This is a genomic window from Rhodocytophaga aerolata, from assembly GCF_030503435.1.
Lineage (GTDB): Bacteria > Bacteroidota > Bacteroidia > Cytophagales > 172606-1 > Rhodocytophaga > Rhodocytophaga aerolata.
Window position 1 is genome coordinate 117,215 of sequence record NZ_JAUKPO010000009.1, and the last position, 20,646, is coordinate 137,860.

Here is a 20,646-nt window from a genome sequence, read left to right on the forward strand (position 1 = left end):
AGATAAGGTTACTAACTAGCAAGCGCAATACGAGGAACAGCCATATAGAAACCTGTAAAGTCTGGAAATATACATCGCTCGTACAGCTTTATTGCAGACCTCACAGGTTTTGTCATAAGTAATTCAGCAGTACCTTAGTACAACCCAAATTAGCACATTAAACTACTGCTTTCCGGATTTTTATCAGCTTTTCTAACAAATTTTCCAGTTTATCCAGAGGCAACATATTAGCCGCATCAGATTTAGCTTCCATGGGTCTGGGATGCGTTTCCATAAACAAGCCATCGGCACCTACGGCAATGGCAGCCTTGGCAATAGTTTCAATTAATGCGGGGCGGCCACCGGTAACACCAGAACTTTGATTAGGTTGTTGCAGGGAATGGGTGCAATCCATTACGACCGGAACTCCGGTTGCCTGCATTTCCGGGATATTACGGTAGTCTACTACCAGGTCAGAATAACCAAAAGAATTTCCCCGGTCGGTGAGGAATACGTTTTCGTTGCCTACAGATTTGATTTTTTCTACAGCAAAGCGCATCGCCGCTCCTGAAAGGAATTGTCCTTTTTTTACGTTTACGGCTTTGCCTGTCTGGGCAGCAGCTACTAGCAGATCTGTCTGGCGGCATAAGAAAGCTGGTATTTGCAGTATATCCACGTAGGGGGCGGCCATAGCTGCATGTTCGGTTTCATGGATATCTGTAATGGTCGGAATATCGAAGGTAGCTCCAACTTCTTTCAAAATTTCTAATGCCTTAATATCGCCTATGCCAGTAAAAGAGTCCAATTTGGTCCGGTTGGCTTTGCGGAATGAGCCTTTAAAAATATAAGGTATCTCTAGCCGGTCGGTAATTCTTTTTATTTTATCGGCAATTTCTAAAGCCATGTCGCGGCCTTCAATGGCACAAGGCCCGGCAATGAGGAAAAAGTTCTGGCTTTGGGTATGTTTTAACTTGGGTATTTGCATAGTCAGGCTAATTATATGTACAAAATTTGATAATAAGATAGTTTACTGATTTAAATAGCGCACAGCATCTATTACTTTATAGTCAGGGTCATCTTGGAAAATATTTTTTAAGGAACCTATATGTGCTACACCAATGATCAGTAAGATCCTGGCAGGTGTATGGGCCAATTGGGTGGTTACAATATTGGAATAAATTTTATAATCTCTGTTTTTAAAAACCGAAATGAGTTCAGCACCTATATAAGCTGGGTTTACAAATGCAGTATCAATCATCTCGTCCGGATTCTTAAATGTGCCATTCACTACTCTGGCTGGGGTAATGTAGCGTAAGTGATAAATCAGGTTATAGGTTTGGGGCTGGTTAACAAAAGTCAGATACTCTTTCAAGGAAAGGGTGCCTTTTTGTAAAGCCTGGTACTTTTCTGAAACGATTTTTCTTAAGGCTACCGTCTCATTTTTATAAAGCTCTATATTCTCCCCATTATCAAGGACACTCTGGGAGGTTCCGCCTGGTGCATTTACACAATAAATTCGGGGCAGTCCAATTTTTTTACCCAGCCGGAAAGCCAGCTGATACACTTCACTTCTGCCATTCTCCAAAGCAGCTAAATTAAGCGTATTCTTTAAATAAAGGGCATACAAACTATCTGTACTTTTCTGCTCTTCCGGCAAAACTTCCACCATGATCATATCCGGATTATACTTTTCTATCAAAGCAGTAAACGCCTGTAGTTCTTTTTGTTTGGCAGGAAGTAGGACATCTGTATTGGGGTACTCTTTTTTATAAATCTGTGCCAGGTGGTCAGAGCCGAGTAACAGTATTTCCGTTCGGTTTGTTTGTGCGGATAAGGGGATGCACATCACCCATATTGAAAAAAGCAATAAGAGTAGTTTTTTCATTTACTAATTATACCTGCACTGTATGGTTGCACGCAGCCTGCAATATACGCAGCCAAACCCATATCTGTACTTCGGATACCTTGTAAAATATGTATATCTTTGAGTTTTATTAACCCACCAATCCTTATGAGACAAAAAATTGTAGCCGGAAACTGGAAAATGAACAAAACGCTGGATGAAGCGTTGGCATTGGCATCTGAAGTAAGCAACATGGTAAAAGATGAGGTGAACACCGATGTTCAGGTTATTCTGGCGCCCTCTTTTATTTCATTAACCGCCGTAGGCAAACTTATTGAAGGACAGAAACGACTGGCCTTAGCTGCCCAGAATTGCCACCATAAAACATCCGGTGCGTATACCGGTGAGGTTTCGGTAGATATGCTCAAATCAATTGGCGTTTCGTTTGTAATTATCGGACACAGTGAGCGCAGAATGTATTTCAATGAAACCAATGAGCAACTGGCTGAAAAAACCAATCTACTTTTGCAAAATAATATCCGGCCGATTTTCTGCTGTGGCGAATCGCTGGAGCAACGGGAAAAAGGCATTCATATTGATTTTGTTAAGCAACAATTGACAGAAAGTTTGTTTCATCTGGATACCAACCAATTACAAAAAGTCGTTATTGCCTATGAGCCGATATGGGCTATTGGCACCGGCAAAACAGCCAGCACCGAGCAAGCGCAGGAAATGCATGAAGTAATCCGGAAGCATATCGCTTCTAAATACGGAGAAGCCGCAGCGGCCGAAGTGTCTATTCTGTATGGTGGCAGCTGCAATCCAACGAATGCACCCGAGCTGTTTGCTTGTAAGGATGTGGATGGTGGGCTTATCGGGGGAGCTTCCCTTAAATCCAGGGATTTTGTGAGTATAGTAAAATCATTTAGCGAATAAAAATCTGTTTGATGAAGTATTTCTTTATATGTATAGGTGCAAGTTTGCTGATGGCGTTGGCCGGTCAGCAAACGCATGCACAGAGTAGCCGTTTATGTGATGTATATGGTAGTGTGTTTATAGAAGATGACAGGCGTAATGCTGATTTTACTATTTACCTTGAAAAAGAGGAAAGTTTTGCCGACCTGGTAGTTTTTAAAGAGGATAACCAGTTGTTTGCCGACAAATCAGGCGTGTGGTTTTTTACCAATAACCGAGGCCTGGCAGATTTTAGGGTATTTATTGAAAAAGAAAAGAATATGGCCGATGTAAAAGTATTTTACACGGAAACCAGGTCTTTTGCCGGCTGTAGATAAGCTGAGGTCAATTTATCTGCTCCCTGAACTAACCTATACAGGAAGAGGCATTTACTCAGTATCTAGAAGCCCCTGTATTGAAACTAAATTTTTCTGTAACTGGGTAATTAAACTAAGCTTTGTTTCTACCCAGATTCAATATTATGATGTAAAGTAACTTGCAAGCAGTCAGTTTGTTATCCTCTGAATGTCTGGTAACCGCTTTTTAATAAAGCTTGCCTGTACATATGTAAGTTTGCAGGGCCTTCTATACTGGCCTACCTTGATAATAATAGTAATTTGCCCGTTGTTCCGTTATATACATATAACTAGCCCGAACATACCTTGGATTTTATTGAACTGAAAGTAACAGTACCACCAGACTTTTCTGACATTCTTATTGCAGAACTGGCAGAGATTGGATTTGAATCGTTTCTAGACACAGACTACGGGGTGGATGGCTACATACCAGCCCACCTGTTTGATGAACAGCAGGTTGCATCCATTACAGAGAAGTACAGCCATTTAACAGCCATCACGTATACATTCTCTATCATTAAACGTAGAAACTGGAATGAAGAATGGGAAAAAAGTTATGAGCCTATTATCATCGGAAATCAGTGCCTGGTGCGGGCTTCCTTTCATGATGGCTTAGGAACCTATCCCTATGAGATTATTATCAACCCTAAAATGTCGTTTGGAACAGGGCATCATGAAACGACTGCTCTGATGTTGGAAAATCAATTAGCTATTTCACATACCGGAAAGCGTGTACTGGATGTAGGCTGTGGCACTGGTATTCTGGCTATAATGGCCTGTAAGCGGGGGGCTGCCAAAGTAGATGCGTTTGATATAGATGAATGGGCGGTAGAAAACAGCCGCGAAAACTTTGAATTAAATTCCTGCAATACAGCCACTATTCAGCAAGGCACAATCCGGGAGGTGAAATTGGCTCCTAACTACGATATTGTGCTAGCCAACATTAACCGAAATGTGTTATTGGATGAGATCCCGGTATATGCCACGCTTCTGCCAGCAGGAGGGAAGTTGCTGTTAAGTGGCTTTTATGAAAAAGATATTGCCGATATAGAAAGCTTAGCTAGTACACAAGGCTTTTCTAAACGCGAGCAGCGAATAAAACAACCTTGGGCTTCGCTAGTTTTTGAAAAATAAACGTTTAATACCTATAGCATATTACAATGTTGCCTGCCTTCTCTCATAATCAAAACTTTGCTGGCCAATGCGCAGAGGGTAACGCAACTTCTACTATACAACCTGTTTTCGTATGAAAATGAAAATACTACTTACTCTCCTTTTATTGAGCTTGCTGCCTCAACTATTGCTGGCTCAATATAAGTTATCAGATAAGCCGGATGAATTTCTGGTGGATGTTTCGGCTATGATGGCTGCTACCAAAAATGCAGATGCCATAAAAGCAGGAAAAGATCTGGAAAATATTTTTACTACCCGGATGAGTGAAGGCCAGCGGCAGAAACTAATAGCTATTTCCAAAAAAATGTCGGGCAAAAAATACAAAGCGTTTGCTCACTTTTATCCGGTATACCGGATGCTTAACACAGCCACCATGGTAGAAAACATCTCTTCCGGTGAACTGGATAATCTGTTGATGGCTACCGAAAAATCAGCGGAACAATACGACAGTAAGCAGTTTTTGAAAGTAGTAGAAACGTTTAACCTGTTTTTTTCTAAAAAAGCACTGTACAACTCAAACTATCACCGCATATATGCACAGGGCGGCACCTATACGATTGCTTTTAAAGATGAAACTGCTGCCTCCCAGGTTCCAGATACTTTTAAAGAGATAGGTGAGCAACCAGAAGAAAAACAAGAGACAAATACTAACACCTCTCAGCCTCCTGCCAATGATGGTTGGTCAAGCTGGGACAATCTGGAGACAGATACTAATGCGGGAGCAGACGCCCCACTTCCCGTACAGGAAATGATATTTGAAAAACCTATTCAGCCAGTACCCCAGGGTGCCTTGTTAGTGTTCACCAATACCAACCTGGTGTTTGCCACGGCGTATGATTCAGTTCAATTAACAGGTACGCAGGGTTCGTTAATGTTGAAAAAAGGTGTTTTTGTGGGGGCTGGTGGTAAGTTCGACTGGGCTATTGCCGGATTACCCCAGGCATATTGCGATATGAAAGAATATAATTTTGATACGCGGTCGACTAAACTTACGGCAGAAGGCGTACAAATGACCTATCCGGATGTGTTAACCGAACCAATAGAAGGTATTTTTGAATTCATCAGCAAAAAACACAAAGGACCCGAAGATGCGCAGTTTCCACGGTTTATGTCGTACTACAATAAGGCAAGCCTGAAAAATGTAGGAAAAAATCTGGTGTACCTGGGTGGTTTTTCAATGGTAGGCAAGCGTACATTCAGCACAGCTTTAAACAATAAACCTGCCTTGTTGAATTATGTTGAAAATGGGGAAACCAAGTTTAAAACTTCCGGTCATAAATATGAGTTTGGCGATTCAGTTATTGTTGCTCCCAGAATAAGTGTTGTCATTCCACATAACCGCGACTCTATTTACCATCCGTCGGTAAAGTTGAATTACAATAAAAATATTCCCTTGCTGCGCTTAAATCATACATTAGATGGATTCAAAAGTACCCCTTATGTAGACACCTATCATAAAGTAGAAATTACCGTTGATGGCGTGCAATGGGATCTGAACTCGGAAGAACTTAATTTTTATACTTTAACTGCCCGGTCAGAAGTGCCGGCTATATTCGAGTCCTATGATTTTTTCGATTCTACCAGGTATATATCTCTAAAAGGAAACTACAATTTCCATCCGCTGCAAATGCTGATGGCCTATAGCAATTCCACTAAAACCCAGTCTTTTTATGTAGGGGATCTGGCTGCCAAATACAAGCTGAATGAAAATATTGTGCGGGGAGCCATGATTGAAATGATGCAGGAGGGTTATGTGGATTATAATGCAGAAACTGGCATGGTAAAGATGAACCGGAAAGGAGACCACAATGTGCTAGCCAACGGTAAAAAAAGAGATTATGATAGTTTCAGGGCAGAATCTAAAAGTGTAAGCGGGCCAAATGCTACTTTAAACTTTGGCAGTAACGAACTGGTAATTAAAGGAATAGAGCGGTTTTATTTAAGTAATAAACTGAACGTATCGGTTAAACCCAGAAACAAAGAAATAAAACTGCTGAAAGACCGGAACTTCCTGTTAGATGGTGAGGTAGCTGCGGGTACCTATAAGTTTAAAGGATCGGGTTTTTTCTTTCTCTACGACGAATTTACCGTAGAAATGCCTCAGATTGACACCATTCTGTTTACTTCACAAGAAGCATTGAAAAAAGGGAATAAAAAAGAACTGGGTGGAGAGATCAGATATGGTGCCGGAACCCTGTACATCAATAAGCCTAACAATAAGGCTGGTTTAACTGATTTTCCTGAATACCCCAGATTGAACGTAGAGTCAGGAGCCACCATTTATTTCGATCAGCGGAATAGAATTGCAGGTTCTTATAATAAAAATGTGCGGTTCGAAATTCCATCTGTAAAACTGGATAGCTTAAACAGCAAAGACCCCGATTACCAAGGAACTTTCTATTCGGATGGTATTTTCCCGCCTTTCAAAGAAGCATTGGTGCCTATGCCGGATAATACCTTAGGATTCCGTCATAAACCAACTCAGAACGCGTATAATTTATACGACTCACCCTCCAAAATTGTGTTCAGTGGAGACATAATTATGGATATGAAGGGTTTGCGGACTTCCGGTACTATTGAGCATCTAAGTACTACCCTTACTTCGAAAGATGTATTATTCACCCCTGATTCTGTGATAGCCAAAGGTCCTACAGCCGAAATTAAAGAAACCACTATTGGTGCAGGCTCTTTCCCACAGGTAAAATTGAAGAACTATTCCCTAAAGTGGATGCCCCGGGCCGATAGTATGAATATTTCTAATACCGACACACCTTTTGAAATATATAAACAGACAGGGGCTACTTTCAAAGGGATGATGGTAGTCCGCTCTACTGGCTTATTTGGTAGTGGTACTTTAGATAGAAAAGATTCTGAAACCTATTCTTCTGCTTTTCAGCTGGATAAAACCTTCTTTAAAGCAAGTGATGCCGAATTCCGTATTAAATCGAATGTGCTGACCAAGCCAGTATTATCTGCCAATTTTGTAAACGTAGATTTTAATATGGGCCAGGGATTAGTAACTATTAGTACCAGTACTAATCCGGCGCTTTCAGGTTTTGCCAGTCTGGAATTTCCCTATGCCGCCTATAAAACATCTATTAATAAAGCAAAATGGGATATAGCGAAGAAAAGTATTATCATGGAGGGGGATGTACAAACCAGTACCTTTACTTCTATGGAGCCTACTCAGGAGAACCTGACATTCAATGCCCGTTTTGCTCTCTATAACATAGAAAAATATACGCTGAATATTGGTGGTGTTCCTTATATCCAATCGGCGGATGCCCGCATTATGCCAAAAAATGGTGTTGTCCGCATCCAAGAGAATGCCTTAATGGAACCATTGGTTGAAGCAAAACTTTCGATAGATACAGTATATGCTTATCATAATCTGTTCGACGGAAATGTGCAGATTCTATCCCGTTCTAAGTTTGTTGGAAATGCTACGTATAAGTACATTAATTCTGAAAAACAAGAGTTTAATATTAAACTAGGTGATTTTGAACTCAAACAGGAGGAAGCTACTAAAAAGGACAAGACTCCCCGGAGCTACACAGTGGCTGCCGGTGAAGTACTGGAAGAAGACAAGTTTCTTATTGCTCCCAGAATATTGTACAAGGGTAATGTAACCATGCTTGCTCCGGAAAAAAACCTGATTCTGGACGGGTCAATTAAGCTGGATCTGAAGAGTCAGGCGACACTGGGAGCATGGTTGCCCTATAAAAACAATAAAGGAGAAGAAAATATTGTAATTAATGTGGATGAAAACCTGACCGTAGATAATTTACCAGTAACAACAGGCATTCATATTGATAAGCAAACTTCCTCCATTTACACTACCTTCCTTTCTGTAAAATCTAACCAGGATGATAAGGATCTAATTACAGCCAAAGGGCAGTTAAAATATAACCCGGCTACTAATGAATTTACGGTTGCTCCGATAGAGAAGCTAAATAATGCCTCCATGGAAGGAAACCAGCTGGTATTGAATGATGCTACCGGAAAGCTTAAGTTTTCTGGTAAGGTTGATTTGTTCAGTGCACCCAGTGAGTATCTGTTATCTTCTGGTATTGGTGAAGTAGATTTTGCATCAAATGATTATAGCCTCAATTCTTTACTTGCCTTCAATTTTCCACTGCCTATGCAGGGAGTAACGACCATGGGAAATACCATCGTTCAAACCAAGTTAGATAAAGGGGTAGGCGATAAAGAAGCGAATGACGATAAAGAACTATTATATGAAAAACTAGCTGCTATTATTGGTAACGGAGCTACTAAAAGTTATAAAGAAAAATCTAAACAAGGATTTATTCCTTTACACCAGGCCTCTAAGCGGCTGCTCGCAACCATGGTGTTGTCTAACGTGAATTTGAAATGGTCGGAAGCAAATAAGGCTTTTTACAGCAATGGCCAACTGGGTGTATCCAATATTGCCAATGTTGATATTAATTCATTGCTAGGCGGAATGGTGGAGATTCGAAAAACACCTTCCGGGGATGATGCCACCATTTACCTTGAAATTACTTCAGATGACTGGTATTATTTTGATTTTACACAGAACCAGCTAATGGTTTTATCGTCCGATGAGAAATTCAATGACGTAATGGGCAAAAAGGCTAAACCTGGCAAACCCGGCCAGTTTAGCCTGGCAATGGCTACCCACGACGAAAGAGCCACCTTTATTGACCGCTTCAACCGCGAGTACAAAGGTATTGCGACCAACACAGTGAAGCAGCAGGTAAGCAAAACGGAGGAACAGCCAAAGCCGGAACAGACACTTACACAAGAAGCCCCTGTTGAGCAGCAGGTAGAAGCGCAACCAAAACCAGCAAAGCAGAAAAAAGAAAAAACAAAGAAGAAAAAAGGCAAAGAAGAGCAACCAACCCTGGAAGTACCGCAGGAAGAAGCTCCAACAGAAGAGAAACAACCAGAGAAAGATACTAAGTTTGAGAAAAAAGACGGATTTTAATGAGGTGTTTTCCTAAAAATACATCTTTAGTAAAGGAAAGTTTCGTAAAAGTAATGGTAAACCAGTAGTCTAAAGTGAGGGCAGGAATATTTGGAGTTATCCTGTGAACTTATATATATTTGGAGGACCTACTGTAAATTATTTTTAACTAACTTCTGTTTCAGTTACAATTACTTAAAGAACTATTTTAGATGGATATATTGCTGATTATTTGTGGTGCAATAATGGCTTATATGATTGGCTCCCTGCCTACGTCGGTTTGGCTGGGCGAAGCTTACTTTGGTATAGATGTGCGTAAGTACGGCAGTGGCAACGCCGGAGCAACCAATACATTCCGGGTACTAGGTAAAAAAGCAGGTATTATTGTGATGCTGGTAGATATTTTTAAAGGATGGACCGCTACCTCTCTTGCCCTTATTTTGTACTTCATGGACGCCATTTCTGCAGAGTCTATCATACAATTTAAACTGTTGTTCGGTATTCTGGCGGTGGTAGGGCACATCTTTCCGGTCTATGTTAATTTTAAAGGAGGAAAGGGCGTGGCTACCTTGCTGGGAATGGCACTGGCTATACATCTGGAAGCCTCCTTGCTTTGTGTGCTGATCTTTATTATTGTATTGCTGACATCCAAATATGTTTCACTTGGTTCCATGATTGCAACGCTGGCTTTTCCGATTCTGCTACTTATTCCCAGATTTAATCCAGAAGAACCACTGTTAAATATTTTCGGATTTGTGCTGTTTGCCATTGTGGCCCTTACCCATCAGAAAAATATAGTCCGGTTGATAAACGGGGAAGAAAACCGCACCACTATCCGGCTGAAAAAGAAGTAACATCAATTTTTATACACGATTACAAAAGGGTTAAAAGCAGATTTGCTATTTTAGCCCTTTCTTATTTTATATCAAGCATTAACCAAAAACCTATGCAAGATTACATTCATCAACATAAAGACCGGTTTATCAACGAATTACTTGATTTATTACGGATACCCTCTGTGAGTGCCGATAGTAAATATAAGGCTGAAGTGAGAAAAGCCGCAGAATTTATCCGCGAGCAATTACTGAAAGCCGGAGCAGATCAGGCCGAACTATGCGAAACAGCTGGCCATCCGATTGTGTACGGCGAAAAAACCATTAATCCGTCTTTGCCTACAGTACTGGTATACGGACATTACGATGTGCAGCCTGCCGACCCCTTAGAACTTTGGCATTCGCCGCCTTTTGAGCCGGTAATTAAAGACGAAAAAATTTATGCCAGAGGTGCCTGTGACGACAAGGGCCAGGTATACATGCACGTAAAAGCCCTGGAAACGATGCTAGCCACTAATACGCTGCCCTGTAATGTGAAGTTTATGATTGAAGGCGAAGAAGAAGTAGGCTCTGACAATCTGGGCATATTTGTAAAGAATAACAAAGAAAAGCTAAAGGCAGAAGTTATCCTGATTTCTGATACCAACATTATTGCTAATGATTGTCCTTCGCTTACGACGGGATTACGGGGGCTGAGTTACCTGGAAGTGGAGGTTACTGGACCCAACCGCGATCTGCATTCAGGTATGTATGGAGGCGCCGTGGCAAATCCCATCAACATCCTCTGCGAAATGATTGCTTCCTTAAAAGATGCAAACAATCATATTACAATACCAGGTTTTTACGATGATGTGCAGGAACTAAGCGAACAGGAGAGGGCGGAAATGGCAAAAGCCCCATTCTCTCTAGAAGAATACAAGAAAGAACTCAACATTGGCGATATCCATGGCGAAAAAGGATATACTACTCTGGAAAGAGTATCTATCCGGCCAACGCTGGATGTTAATGGTATCTGGGGTGGCTATACCGGAGAAGGATCCAAGACTGTACTTCCTTCCAAAGCAAATGCAAAAATCAGCATGCGGCTGGTACCCAACCAACATTCTCACAAAATTACGGAGTTATTCCAGAAGCATTTTGAATCCATTGCTCCCAAAAGTGTACGGGTGAAAGTTAAACCGCATCACGGGGGAGAACCTGTAGTTACTCCTGTAGATTCGGTGGCCTACCAGGCGGCAAGCAAAGCCTTTGAAGAGGCCTGGGGGAAAGTACCAATCCCTAAACGGGAAGGTGGCAGTATACCTATAGTAGCCTTGTTTGAAAAGGAACTTGGGCTGAAAAGTGTATTGATGGGTTTTGGCCTGGATTCTGATGCTATTCATTCACCCAATGAAAGTTATGGTATTTTTAATTACCTAAAAGGGATAGAAACCATACCGCTGTTTTTTAAACATTTTGCAGCACTTAGCAAGGCTTAATTTGGCTGCATGAATAACTTGATACATAAGCAAAAAGCCTGCATCGCAAGTGCAGGCTTTTTGCTTATGTATATAATCGGACGGCTATGTACCTATAGAATAGTACTACTATATGCATTACTATTTCACTGGCTAAATAACAGTATTCTGCGAAAAATTTGATAATATTGAAGATAAGAGACTTATAACAAGAACTTTATGTATTGGTTCTTTCCAAAAAAGATAATTGATTTTTTTATCATCTATGCATTCAATACAAGCATACGATGGCTCTGGCTGTTGTTTTGCTTAGTGCATTTTTCCCTTTCTGCCCAATACAACACAGCCAACTTCGATCATATTTCAGTAGAAGATGGGCTTTCGCAAAGCGAAGTATATACCATCTTAAAAGATAAGCAAGGCTTTATGTGGTTTGGCACCGTAGATGGCCTCAATAAATACAATGGATACACTTTTATTCATTATAAACACGACCCCTACGATTCCACTTCCTTGTCCAACAACCAGATCCATCATTTGCATGAAGATAAAGTAGGCAACTTATGGGTAGGTACACTGGACGGATTAAATAGATTAGACAAAACCACCAATACATTTGTGCGGTTTCCTCAACTTTCTGCTGACACTGCAAGTGCCGATATATTTCCGATTTTTAGTATTTATGAAGATCAGTGGCAGAGCATATGGCTGGGAACCGTTGAAGGATTAAAACGGATGGTATTCGATAAAGAAAAAAACGAGTACCAGATCTATACTTATAAGCCAGATTCTACAGATGCAAGTAGTATCAGCAACCATAGGGTATTTACTATTTTCGAAGATAAAGAAGGAAAAGTATGGCTTGGCACAGCAAAAGGCCTCAATCAGGTAGTTATTCAGAATCCAGACAAGCATCCAAGTCAACAAAAACTCAGTTTTGTGCATGCCGGGAATAGCTCAAGTTCATTATTTAGGCTATCGGATTATGTGGTAACAGCCATTACAGAAGATCATTTTGGAAACTTATGGGTAGGAACCACCCGGGGACTTAATAGAATAGATAAAAACACCAGCGAAGTCCAACATTTTTACCGTGACCCAGATAAGCCAATGGGTTTAAGTGATAATGTGATTAAAACGTTACTTGTAGACCAGAAAGGCGATCTATGGATCGGCACTCAATCTAACGGGATCTGTAAAATCATCATGCAGGATAAACACACTGTGGCTTCCATTATCCATATAAAAGATGATTTTTTTGCAACTAAAGGCTTGAAAAGTAATATGATCTTTTCTCTCTACGAGAGTAAAGATGCTTTTGAAGATGTAGTGTGGATTGGAACCCGCGGAGCCGGGGTGCATAAATACAGCCGGGCCAAAAATAAATTTGTGTTCTGGAACCGCTTCACCAGCCAGGAAAAGTCTTTTGCCACCAACTCTACCTTTGCTATATACACCGATAAAGAAGATAACCTCTGGATAGGCACACAAAAAGGGCTGGTAAGAATCAACCGCAAAACCAATCAATACAAGAAATACACCTACGATCCGAAGAATACAACAAGTATCAGCGACGATATGGTGGAGCGGATTTATGAAGATAAACAAGGTACATTATGGGTAGGTACGCATTTTGGGCTCAATAAATTCGACAGGCAGAAAGAAACTTTTACCAGAATTTACTTTAATAACCATCAACGGAAATACATGGAGAATGAAATCATGTATTTGTATGAGGATAGTCAGAATAATTTCTGGATCGGCACTGGGTTCGACTTAAAAAAATACGACCGGGCTACCGGGGAAACAAAAAGCTACTGGGAAGATACTGGGCTGAAAGGGTATTTTATCACTTCCATTTTAGAAGATAAACAACAAAACCTATGGATTGGCTCTTTGTCGGGCTTAAGTAAATTTGACCGTCAGTCGGAAACATTTACGCAATACCTGCATCAGGAGAATAACCCATATAGTATTAGTAGCAATATGGTTTGGTCTGTTTTAGAGGATAAGCAGGGAAATTTGTGGTTTAGTACAGACCAGGGCATCAACAAACTGGAAGTTACCAAAGGAAACGAACGGTTTATTCATTACAGTGAAAAAAGCGGTTTATCTAATAATTATGTCTACGGTGCCTTACTGGATGACAAAGGTCGTATCTGGATGAGTACAAACCTGGGCATCTCCCGGTTTGATCCGGTAAGTAAACAGTTCAAAAATTATGATGTAACCGATGGATTGCCTAATAATGAATTCAACTCAGGTGCCTATCATAGAAGTGAGAAAGGAGAGATGTTTTTTGGAGGCAATAGTGGCGTAGTAAGTTTCGATCCGGATAGTATCTCAGATAATCAGCATGTACCCAAAATTCAGCTTACTTCCTTCAAAATATTCGAAAAACCAATAAACCTCGATAGCTTGCTGGCTGCACAAGGCGAAATCCGCTTGAATTATAAGGAAAATTTCTTCTCTTTCGACTTTGTAGCCCTGGATTATACCAATCCGCGCAAAAACCAGTATGCCTTTAAGCTGGATAATTTTCAGGATGAATGGATGTATGCCGGAAACCGCCGCTATGCCAGTTTCACTAATTTGAGTCCGGGTGAATATACATTCCGGGTGAAGGGGTCTAACAGTGACGGAATCTGGAGTGATCAGCAGGAAGCGGTGGTAAAATTGATAATAACTCCCCCTTTCTGGCGGACCTATTGGTTTTATCTGGCCACTTTTGCAGTGCTGGCTATTGCCATCAAACTTTCCTACGATTACCGGGTAAAACAAAAAGTACATCACCTGATGGAGATTGAAAAGGCCAAGCTCACCGAAAATGAACGGGTACGCAAGCTAGCAGCCCAGGACCTGCACGATGAGTTTGGGAACCGCCTCACCCGTATTTCCTTAATCACTGAACTGATCAAAGCAAGATTAAATGGGCATGGCGCAGAAGTAGACCACCTGTTAACCAAAATCCGCGACAACTCAAATCAACTTTATCAGGGCACCAAAGACTTCATATGGTCTATCAACCCAGAAAATGATAGTTTGTATGAGGTGGCCATCCGCCTGAAAGATTTCGGCGATGACTTGTTTGAAAAAACGGACGTATGTTTCGAAGTGATGGGAATAAGTGAAGAACTACGCCCGGTAATGCTACCTATGGGCGATAGCCGTCATCTGATATTACTCTTTAAAGAAGGGATGAGCAACATTCTTAAACATGCCAAAGCCCGGAAGGTACGGCTGCAATTCGGCATAAATCATACCCAGATGAGCGTTAGTTTGTCAGATGATGGGCTGGGGTTTGAAAAAGAAAAAGAGAAAGGGGGAAACGGGCTTATGAATATGCAAAGCCGCTCCAAAAAACTGCAAGGCCATTTGCTGATCGAATCTGTTCCAGGTGCCGGAACATGTATAAAGTTTGTGTTGCAGATTCCTCAACCTGTCCATTAGTTTTTGTAGGCGTATTAGCTGGTATATGTCTTGCTTTGAATACCTTTGCCCTGATTTTGGCATCCAATCTCCAGCTTTTGCACTATGCTCCGAAAATATACAGGCTCCCTTGTCATGCTTCTGGTAAGGATTGGGAGTAGCCTTGCGATAAACAAGCTGTTTGCTTTTTTTCTCGGAGCAACCGGAATTACAGCCTTAGCCCACCTGCAAAATTTGTTTAGCATTGTTACCTTGGTTCCGGCAGAAGGCATTGGAAAAGGCCTGGTGAAATACATAGCAGATCAGCAAGTAAACAAAGGTCTCCGGAGAGATTTTTTAGTAGCAGGATTACTCTGGCATATGCTGGTATGGGTAATTTGTAGCCTGGCTTTCCTGCTGTTGATCAATCCGTTTTTTAAGGTTTTTCCAGCTTCCTGGCACCGTTTTCAATGGTTTACTTTAGTGGCCGTGGCATCCCTTGGCCAGTTAGTATACCTTTATTGTAGCGCCTTATTATTAGCTGCACAAAAAACGAAAGTGTATCTGTTAGCTCAGATAGCTTCCAGTATAATAGTCTTAAGTGGAGTAATCGTGGGGGTAAGTACCTCAAGTTTATCCTATAGTTTAGCTGGTTTTGCTGCCGGGCAAGGGCTTTCACTTGTTGGTATATGGATCTTGTTGAAATTTTACCATATTTCTGTTACGGATTTATCTACAGACCTTTGGCACTATGTGAATCAGGGAGTAGTTCAAAATAACCTGAAGCAGGCATTTATTGCCCTGGGAAAATATAGCCTCATGGCGTTGAGTCTGGTTCTATTTGGCAGGACGGTTGATTTCTTTATCCGCCAATTTGCCATCAATCAGTTTGGTAGCCAGGCTACTGGCCTTTGGCAGGCTGTTGTTAGAACATCTGAATGGTATACTCAGGTATTTACGGCCTTGCTCGCCGTGGTATATTTCCCAGGTGTGGCAGCAGCCATTGGCAATAAGCAAGCGATAAAACAGGTTCTTTCACAAGCAATACTAAACTGGTTGCCTATTATCATGTTGGGATTGATTGGCGTTTATCTTACCCGTTACCATATACTGCTGCTGCTATTCGACGATCGTTTTTTAGCCGGCGAAGCCTATTTTAAATGGCAGGTATTAGGTGATTTTTTTATTATGGTATCCTATTTTTTTGCCTACGTTTTGCTGGGAAAAGCCCATATCCGCCTGTTTATTATAATGCAGGTTTTGTCCGCGGCTTTGTATATACTTGCTGTTTTTTCTCTGTATACACCTATGGGTATTGAAGCCTTTCCGATAGCCTATTGTATACGGTCTGCCGGATATGCCATTTGTTTACTTATTTTTACCACAAAAGATCTATAACTCTTTAACTAAATAGCTATGATTAACTCCAATGTTACGCTCGACTATTTGAACAAACTCAACCAGGGTAATATGGGTGAACACCTGGGAATAGAAGCTACCGAAATAGGCAGTGATTATATATGTGCCAGAATGCCTGTAGACCATCGAACCAAACAACCTTTTGGCCTGTTACATGGGGGAGCCTCTGTTGTATTGGCCGAGACTCTGGGGAGCTTTGCCGCCAGCCTTTCAGTAGATCTGGAGAAATATCAGTGTGTTGGGTTAGAGATCAATGCCAACCATATACGGAGTGTACGGGATGGATATGTATATGGAAAAGCAACTGCGCTACATGTAGGCCGGCAAACGCAGGTTTGGGAAATCCGGATTACCAATGAATCTGGCCAACTGGTATGTGTCAGCCGGATAACAATAGCTGTACTGGAAAAAAAACAGTAAGGCCCTCAGGATGGTTATACTATAAACAGAATTCCTTTGCCCATATGTGTAGAACAAGGGTAAATGTATGGTCAGACATCAGGCTTTTATAAAGTAATATGTCTTAGTGAAAAAAGAAAAATGTAACTTGAGTGGACACAACGACAACCATTGCCTTTCAGAATAACACATTAGATTTCAGCAAAGCGGTATGGCACCAGGCTTTGCAACACAATTATCCGGTAGCTCTCTGGCGTTTGCCACATACCGGCACTATACACCTGATGGTCGATTTTTCCGGTACAGCCACTACCACCCCTATAGACCTGGAAGAACTACCTGCCGGTTTTGCCTTCAGCCCTTTTTTAAATGACAATGGCCAGGCCAGTTTGTTTATCAGAGGAGATATGTACTATACCATTACGGATGGTGCCATTACCGAGGAAACCCTGAAAGCGAATATTTTCAATGCTAGCAGATATGACCGCTTCCGGCAGCAAGTGGCTGATGAACTAACCGATCCGGAAAGTAAGCAAACATCCGACATTAAATATACAGAAACTCCTCTGGAAAATGTGGCAAAAAGTACCTTTGAGGGAGCTGTTTCCAAAGCCATAGAGGCAATTAATCAAGGCCATTTCCGGAAAGTCGTCTTGTCCAGGACAAAAGAAATAACTCTACTCTCGAATCCAGACAATGTGCAGAATTTCCTGAGCTTATGCAGCCGGTACCCGCATGCATTTGTTTCCCTGGTTTTTATTCCCGATGTGGGTATCTGGATGGGAGCCTCGCCTGAAACACTGATTAGTGTTGACAAACAGGGAATATTCCGCACGGTATCGCTGGCTGGTACGCAGCGGCTGGTGGAGGGGCTTCCGGTAAGCCAGGCTGTATGGACACAGAAAGAGATTGAAGAACAAGCCTTGGTAAGCCGGTATATTGTTAATTGTTTTAAAAAAATACGTCTGCGGGAGTATGAGGAAATAGGCCCCAGAACAGTGGCCGCCGGAAATCTGATGCACTTACAAACGGAATTTACAGTAGATACCCAGGAAGTAAATTTTCCGCAGTTGGGTACTGTTATGCTGCAACTCCTTCATCCAACATCGGCGGTGTGTGGTACACCGAAAGAACCTGCCCTGCAATTTATTCTGGATTTTGAAAAACATGATCGGTCTTTTTATAGCGGATTTTTGGGGCCGGTAAATGTAAATGCGGAGACACATTTATTTGTAAATTTACGGTGTATGCAGCTAAGTCCTGATAAAGCCATTTTATATGCCGGAGCAGGAATCACCGCCGATTCTGATCCGCAAAAAGAGTGGATAGAAACCGAACTGAAATGCCGCACCTTACTGGATGTTTTTAAGCAGTAACGAATCAAATTCCGGCATAGCTACTAAATTTTTATGCGTTAAACATTGCTTATTGTTGTTTGTTTAGTGATAATTGATAACTCATTTTTTTATGGATACTCATTTTCTGCATACACTCCTACAGGCACATAAAGCATCCGAGGCAATACCCCGCAAAGAGGCTGTTTACGGATTTGCTGAGAATCTCCTTAAAGTACTGTTTCCGCAGTTTGCCAGTAAATCTTTCAGTTCTACTGCAGAAATACAAGATTTTGTAGAGAAGCTGAGCCTGGATTTTGTGCAATTATTAAAATCTTCCCAGTGTCATGCCCATTTGCCGGATACTTTACTAACTAAGAAATTTTTCTCCTTTTTACCGGTTATTTATACGCAATTACTGAAAGATGCAGAAGCCATTGTACGGGAAGATCCGGCGGCTAAAGACATACATGAAGTTATTCTTACTTACCCTGGATTTTATGCGATTGCTATTTACCGGATGGCACACGTGCTCTATAAGCTGGATGTTCCCTATATCCCCAGAATGCTAACAGAGTACGCCCACCAAAAAACAGGCATAGACATTCACCCGGGTGCCCAGATAGGCTCTTATTTTTGCATAGATCATGGTACCGGTATAGTCATCGGACAAACCACCATTATTGGCAATCATGTAAAACTATATCAGGGCGTAACGCTGGGAGCCGTTAGTGTAGAAAAAGCACTAGCCAATGTAAAAAGGCACCCCACTATCGGTGACTATGTAGTGATTTATGCTAATGCAACAATTTTAGGGGGCGAAGTAGTAGTTGGCGAACATAGCGTGATCGGGGGAAACGTATGGCTGACAGAAAGTGTGCCGGCCTATTCCAAAGTATACCACAAAAGCCAGATTAAAGTTAGCGGACAAAAAGCGGTAGAACAGTATCTGGAATTTTATATATAACTAACATATTATATAGCCTGATACACTAGGTACCAGGCAACAAATAAACACATCTAACTAAACTTATGAGAGCAAATAATATATTAGAAACCATTGGAAATACCCCCATTGTACGCATTAACCGCTTGTTTGGTAAACGTGCAGAAGTATGGATGAAATTAGAACGGGCAAACCCCGGCGGCAGTATAAAAGACCGTATTGCCTTATCAATGATTGAAGATGCGGAGAAAAAAGGCTTACTGGGACCAGATAGCATTATTATTGAGCCAACTTCCGGGAATACGGGTGTAGGTTTGGCTATGGTAGCTGCTGTAAAAGGGTACAAATTGGTGCTGGTGATGCCCGAATCTATGTCCATTGAGCGCCGCCGTTTGATGTCGGCATACGGAGCACAGTTTGAGCTAACCCCCCGCGAAAAAGGAATGAAAGGAGCAATTGAACGTGCACACGATATGGTAGCTTCTAACCCGAAAGCCTGGATGCCGATGCAGTTCGATAATGAAGCCAATATACGGGCACACCGGGAGCACACTGCACAGGAAATTCTGCGGGATTTTCCAGGTAAAATAGATTATATGATTACTGGCGTTGGTACCGGCGGGCATATTACCGGCTGCGACCTAGTATTAAAAGAATATTACCCGAATATGAAAAGCTTTGCTGTAGAACCTGCCTTATCTCCGGTTATCAGTGGCGGTTCTCCAAGCCCGCATCCCATTCAAGGGATAGGTGCCGGTTTTATTCCAAAAAACCTCTATGTGGACCGTGTTGATGGAACCATCCAGGTAAGCAAAGAAGAAGCCTTTGAATATACCATACGGGCAGCAAAAGAAGAGGGAATATTTATAGGCATTTCGTCTGGCGCTTCCCTGGCTGCTGTAGCTAAAAAATTACCTGAAATACCAGAAGGTTCTAAAGTGCTTACCTTCTGCTATGATACTGGCGAACGATATTTATCTATCGAGGGGTTATTCGTATAATAAGTAATACTCTCTATTCACACAAACAAAAAACCACCTGAGCTATTTCAGGTGGTTTTTTGTTAAAACCCTCAGCGGTTTATTTTTGTGCAACAGAGCCACTTGTTCCTCCATTCACTGCTTCTATATAGCGAAGAATAGATTTTATCTGATCATCGGAATAATCATAAGCAGGCATTACTGTTTTGTTATATTTGTTAAAAAGCTCAATTGCATACTTATCGCCACTTTGTATCACTTTCTGTGAGTTTCTGATCCAGGCAACCAGCCATTCTTCGGGACGCCGTTGAGTAATACCGGCTAAGCCCGGGCCTACAACTACTTCCGTAGAACTTGCATGGCAGGCCGCGCAGTTATTTTTGAATAACGTTTCTCCGGCTTTGGCTACCGGGTCGGTAATAGCAGCCGCTTGTGCAGGAGCCGCCGATGCCTGTCCATTAGCAGTAGCAGTAGCTTGCTGGGCAACGTTTTCACTACCAGGCGTATAGGTGGCCACAAAAGCAATACCAGTACCAATAGACAGAACAACAATCACGCACAGCAGAATAATAATCAATTGAAGTTGTTTAATGTAATCCATATCTAGGAAGTTAAAA

Annotated in this window: 15 protein-coding genes; 12 read left to right on the forward strand and 3 right to left on the reverse strand. The window is 41.6% G+C overall.

The features are described from left to right. Positions 1-157: 157 nt before the first annotated feature. Together kdsA and Q0590_RS16970 are read right to left on the reverse strand one after the other, a co-directional pair. A complete protein-coding gene (kdsA, locus tag Q0590_RS16965; protein ID WP_302038770.1) occupies positions 158-964 on the reverse strand; it encodes a 3-deoxy-8-phosphooctulonate synthase in 807 nt (268 codons plus the stop codon). A 42-nt stretch (positions 965-1,006) separates the two neighbouring features. Beyond that, positions 1,007-1,864 (reverse strand): DUF5694 domain-containing protein, encoded by an 858-nt coding sequence (locus tag Q0590_RS16970; protein ID WP_302038771.1) that lies wholly within the window; start codon positions 1,862-1,864, stop codon positions 1,007-1,009. Between the two features lie 126 nt (positions 1,865-1,990). Between Q0590_RS16970 and tpiA the strand changes: the two genes are divergently transcribed. The 12 genes from tpiA (at position 1,991) to cysK (ending at position 20,050) form a co-directional block, all read left to right on the forward strand. Beyond that, positions 1,991-2,758: a triose-phosphate isomerase gene (tpiA, locus tag Q0590_RS16975; protein WP_302038772.1), complete on the forward strand. Its 768-nt coding sequence runs from the start codon at positions 1,991-1,993 to the stop codon at positions 2,756-2,758. A gap of 11 nt (positions 2,759-2,769) precedes the next feature. After that, a complete protein-coding gene (locus Q0590_RS16980) occupies positions 2,770-3,114 on the forward strand; it encodes a 7(1) septoil knot domain-containing protein (RefSeq protein WP_302038773.1) in 345 nt (114 codons plus the stop codon). 324 nt (positions 3,115-3,438) lie between these two features. Further along, positions 3,439-4,266, forward strand: coding sequence for a 50S ribosomal protein L11 methyltransferase (prmA, locus tag Q0590_RS16985; protein WP_302038774.1), 828 nt, complete (start codon positions 3,439-3,441; stop codon positions 4,264-4,266). Between the two features lie 112 nt (positions 4,267-4,378). Then, the gene (locus tag Q0590_RS16990) at positions 4,379-9,274 is read left to right on the forward strand and encodes a hypothetical protein (RefSeq protein ID WP_302038775.1); all 4,896 of its coding nucleotides are present in this window, start codon (positions 4,379-4,381) and stop codon (positions 9,272-9,274) included. Between the two features lie 191 nt (positions 9,275-9,465). Further along, positions 9,466-10,107 (forward strand): glycerol-3-phosphate 1-O-acyltransferase PlsY, encoded by a 642-nt coding sequence (plsY, locus tag Q0590_RS16995; protein ID WP_302038776.1) that lies wholly within the window; start codon positions 9,466-9,468, stop codon positions 10,105-10,107. A 92-nt stretch (positions 10,108-10,199) separates the two neighbouring features. Beyond that, complete coding sequence (locus Q0590_RS17000; protein ID WP_302038777.1) at positions 10,200-11,564, forward strand: dipeptidase; 1,365 nt, start codon at positions 10,200-10,202, stop codon at positions 11,562-11,564. Between the two features lie 198 nt (positions 11,565-11,762). Beyond that, positions 11,763-14,993, forward strand: coding sequence for a ligand-binding sensor domain-containing protein (locus tag Q0590_RS17005; RefSeq protein WP_302038778.1), 3,231 nt, complete (start codon positions 11,763-11,765; stop codon positions 14,991-14,993). A gap of 84 nt (positions 14,994-15,077) precedes the next feature. Beyond that, positions 15,078-16,349, forward strand: a complete 1,272-nt coding sequence (locus Q0590_RS17010) for an MATE family efflux transporter (protein WP_302038779.1) — start codon at positions 15,078-15,080, stop codon at positions 16,347-16,349. A gap of 18 nt (positions 16,350-16,367) precedes the next feature. Beyond that, positions 16,368-16,790 carry a hotdog fold thioesterase gene (locus Q0590_RS17015; RefSeq protein WP_302038780.1) on the forward strand — a complete coding sequence of 141 codons (423 nt, stop codon included), beginning with the start codon at positions 16,368-16,370 and terminating at the stop codon, positions 16,788-16,790. 131 nt (positions 16,791-16,921) lie between these two features. Continuing rightward, complete coding sequence (locus Q0590_RS17020; protein ID WP_302038781.1) at positions 16,922-18,145, forward strand: chorismate-binding protein; 1,224 nt, start codon at positions 16,922-16,924, stop codon at positions 18,143-18,145. A gap of 91 nt (positions 18,146-18,236) precedes the next feature. Continuing rightward, entirely contained in the window at positions 18,237-19,070 is an 834-nt protein-coding gene (gene epsC / locus Q0590_RS17025) for a serine O-acetyltransferase EpsC (RefSeq protein ID WP_302038782.1), read from the forward strand. A 65-nt stretch (positions 19,071-19,135) separates the two neighbouring features. Beyond that, the gene (gene cysK, locus Q0590_RS17030) at positions 19,136-20,050 is read left to right on the forward strand and encodes a cysteine synthase A (protein ID WP_302038783.1); all 915 of its coding nucleotides are present in this window, start codon (positions 19,136-19,138) and stop codon (positions 20,048-20,050) included. A 79-nt stretch (positions 20,051-20,129) separates the two neighbouring features. Here the strand turns inward: cysK and Q0590_RS17035 are convergent, their stop codons facing one another. Beyond that, positions 20,130-20,630 carry a c-type cytochrome gene (locus Q0590_RS17035; protein WP_302038784.1) on the reverse strand — a complete coding sequence of 167 codons (501 nt, stop codon included), beginning with the start codon at positions 20,628-20,630 and terminating at the stop codon, positions 20,130-20,132. Positions 20,631-20,646: the final 16 nt, after the last annotated feature.

What these genes read in the sequence shown, in the direction of transcription:
- kdsA (WP_302038770.1), bottom strand. Translation starts at nt 964, where the DNA reads ATGCAAATACCCAAGTTAAAACATACCCAAAGCCAGAACTTTTTCCTC.
- Q0590_RS16970 (WP_302038771.1), bottom strand. Translation starts at nt 1,864, where the DNA reads ATGAAAAAACTACTCTTATTGCTTTTTTCAATATGGGTGATGTGCATC.
- tpiA (WP_302038772.1), top strand. Translation starts at nt 1,991, where the DNA reads ATGAGACAAAAAATTGTAGCCGGAAACTGGAAAATGAACAAAACGCTG.
- Q0590_RS16980 (WP_302038773.1), top strand. Translation starts at nt 2,770, where the DNA reads ATGAAGTATTTCTTTATATGTATAGGTGCAAGTTTGCTGATGGCGTTG.
- Q0590_RS16990 (WP_302038775.1), top strand. Translation starts at nt 4,379, where the DNA reads ATGAAAATGAAAATACTACTTACTCTCCTTTTATTGAGCTTGCTGCCT.
- plsY (WP_302038776.1), top strand. Translation starts at nt 9,466, where the DNA reads ATGGATATATTGCTGATTATTTGTGGTGCAATAATGGCTTATATGATT.
- Q0590_RS17000 (WP_302038777.1), top strand. Translation starts at nt 10,200, where the DNA reads ATGCAAGATTACATTCATCAACATAAAGACCGGTTTATCAACGAATTA.
- Q0590_RS17005 (WP_302038778.1), top strand. Translation starts at nt 11,763, where the DNA reads ATGTATTGGTTCTTTCCAAAAAAGATAATTGATTTTTTTATCATCTAT.
- Q0590_RS17010 (WP_302038779.1), top strand. Translation starts at nt 15,078, where the DNA reads ATGCTCCGAAAATATACAGGCTCCCTTGTCATGCTTCTGGTAAGGATT.
- Q0590_RS17015 (WP_302038780.1), top strand. Translation starts at nt 16,368, where the DNA reads ATGATTAACTCCAATGTTACGCTCGACTATTTGAACAAACTCAACCAG.
- epsC (WP_302038782.1), top strand. Translation starts at nt 18,237, where the DNA reads ATGGATACTCATTTTCTGCATACACTCCTACAGGCACATAAAGCATCC.
- cysK (WP_302038783.1), top strand. Translation starts at nt 19,136, where the DNA reads ATGAGAGCAAATAATATATTAGAAACCATTGGAAATACCCCCATTGTA.
- Q0590_RS17035 (WP_302038784.1), bottom strand. Translation starts at nt 20,630, where the DNA reads ATGGATTACATTAAACAACTTCAATTGATTATTATTCTGCTGTGCGTG.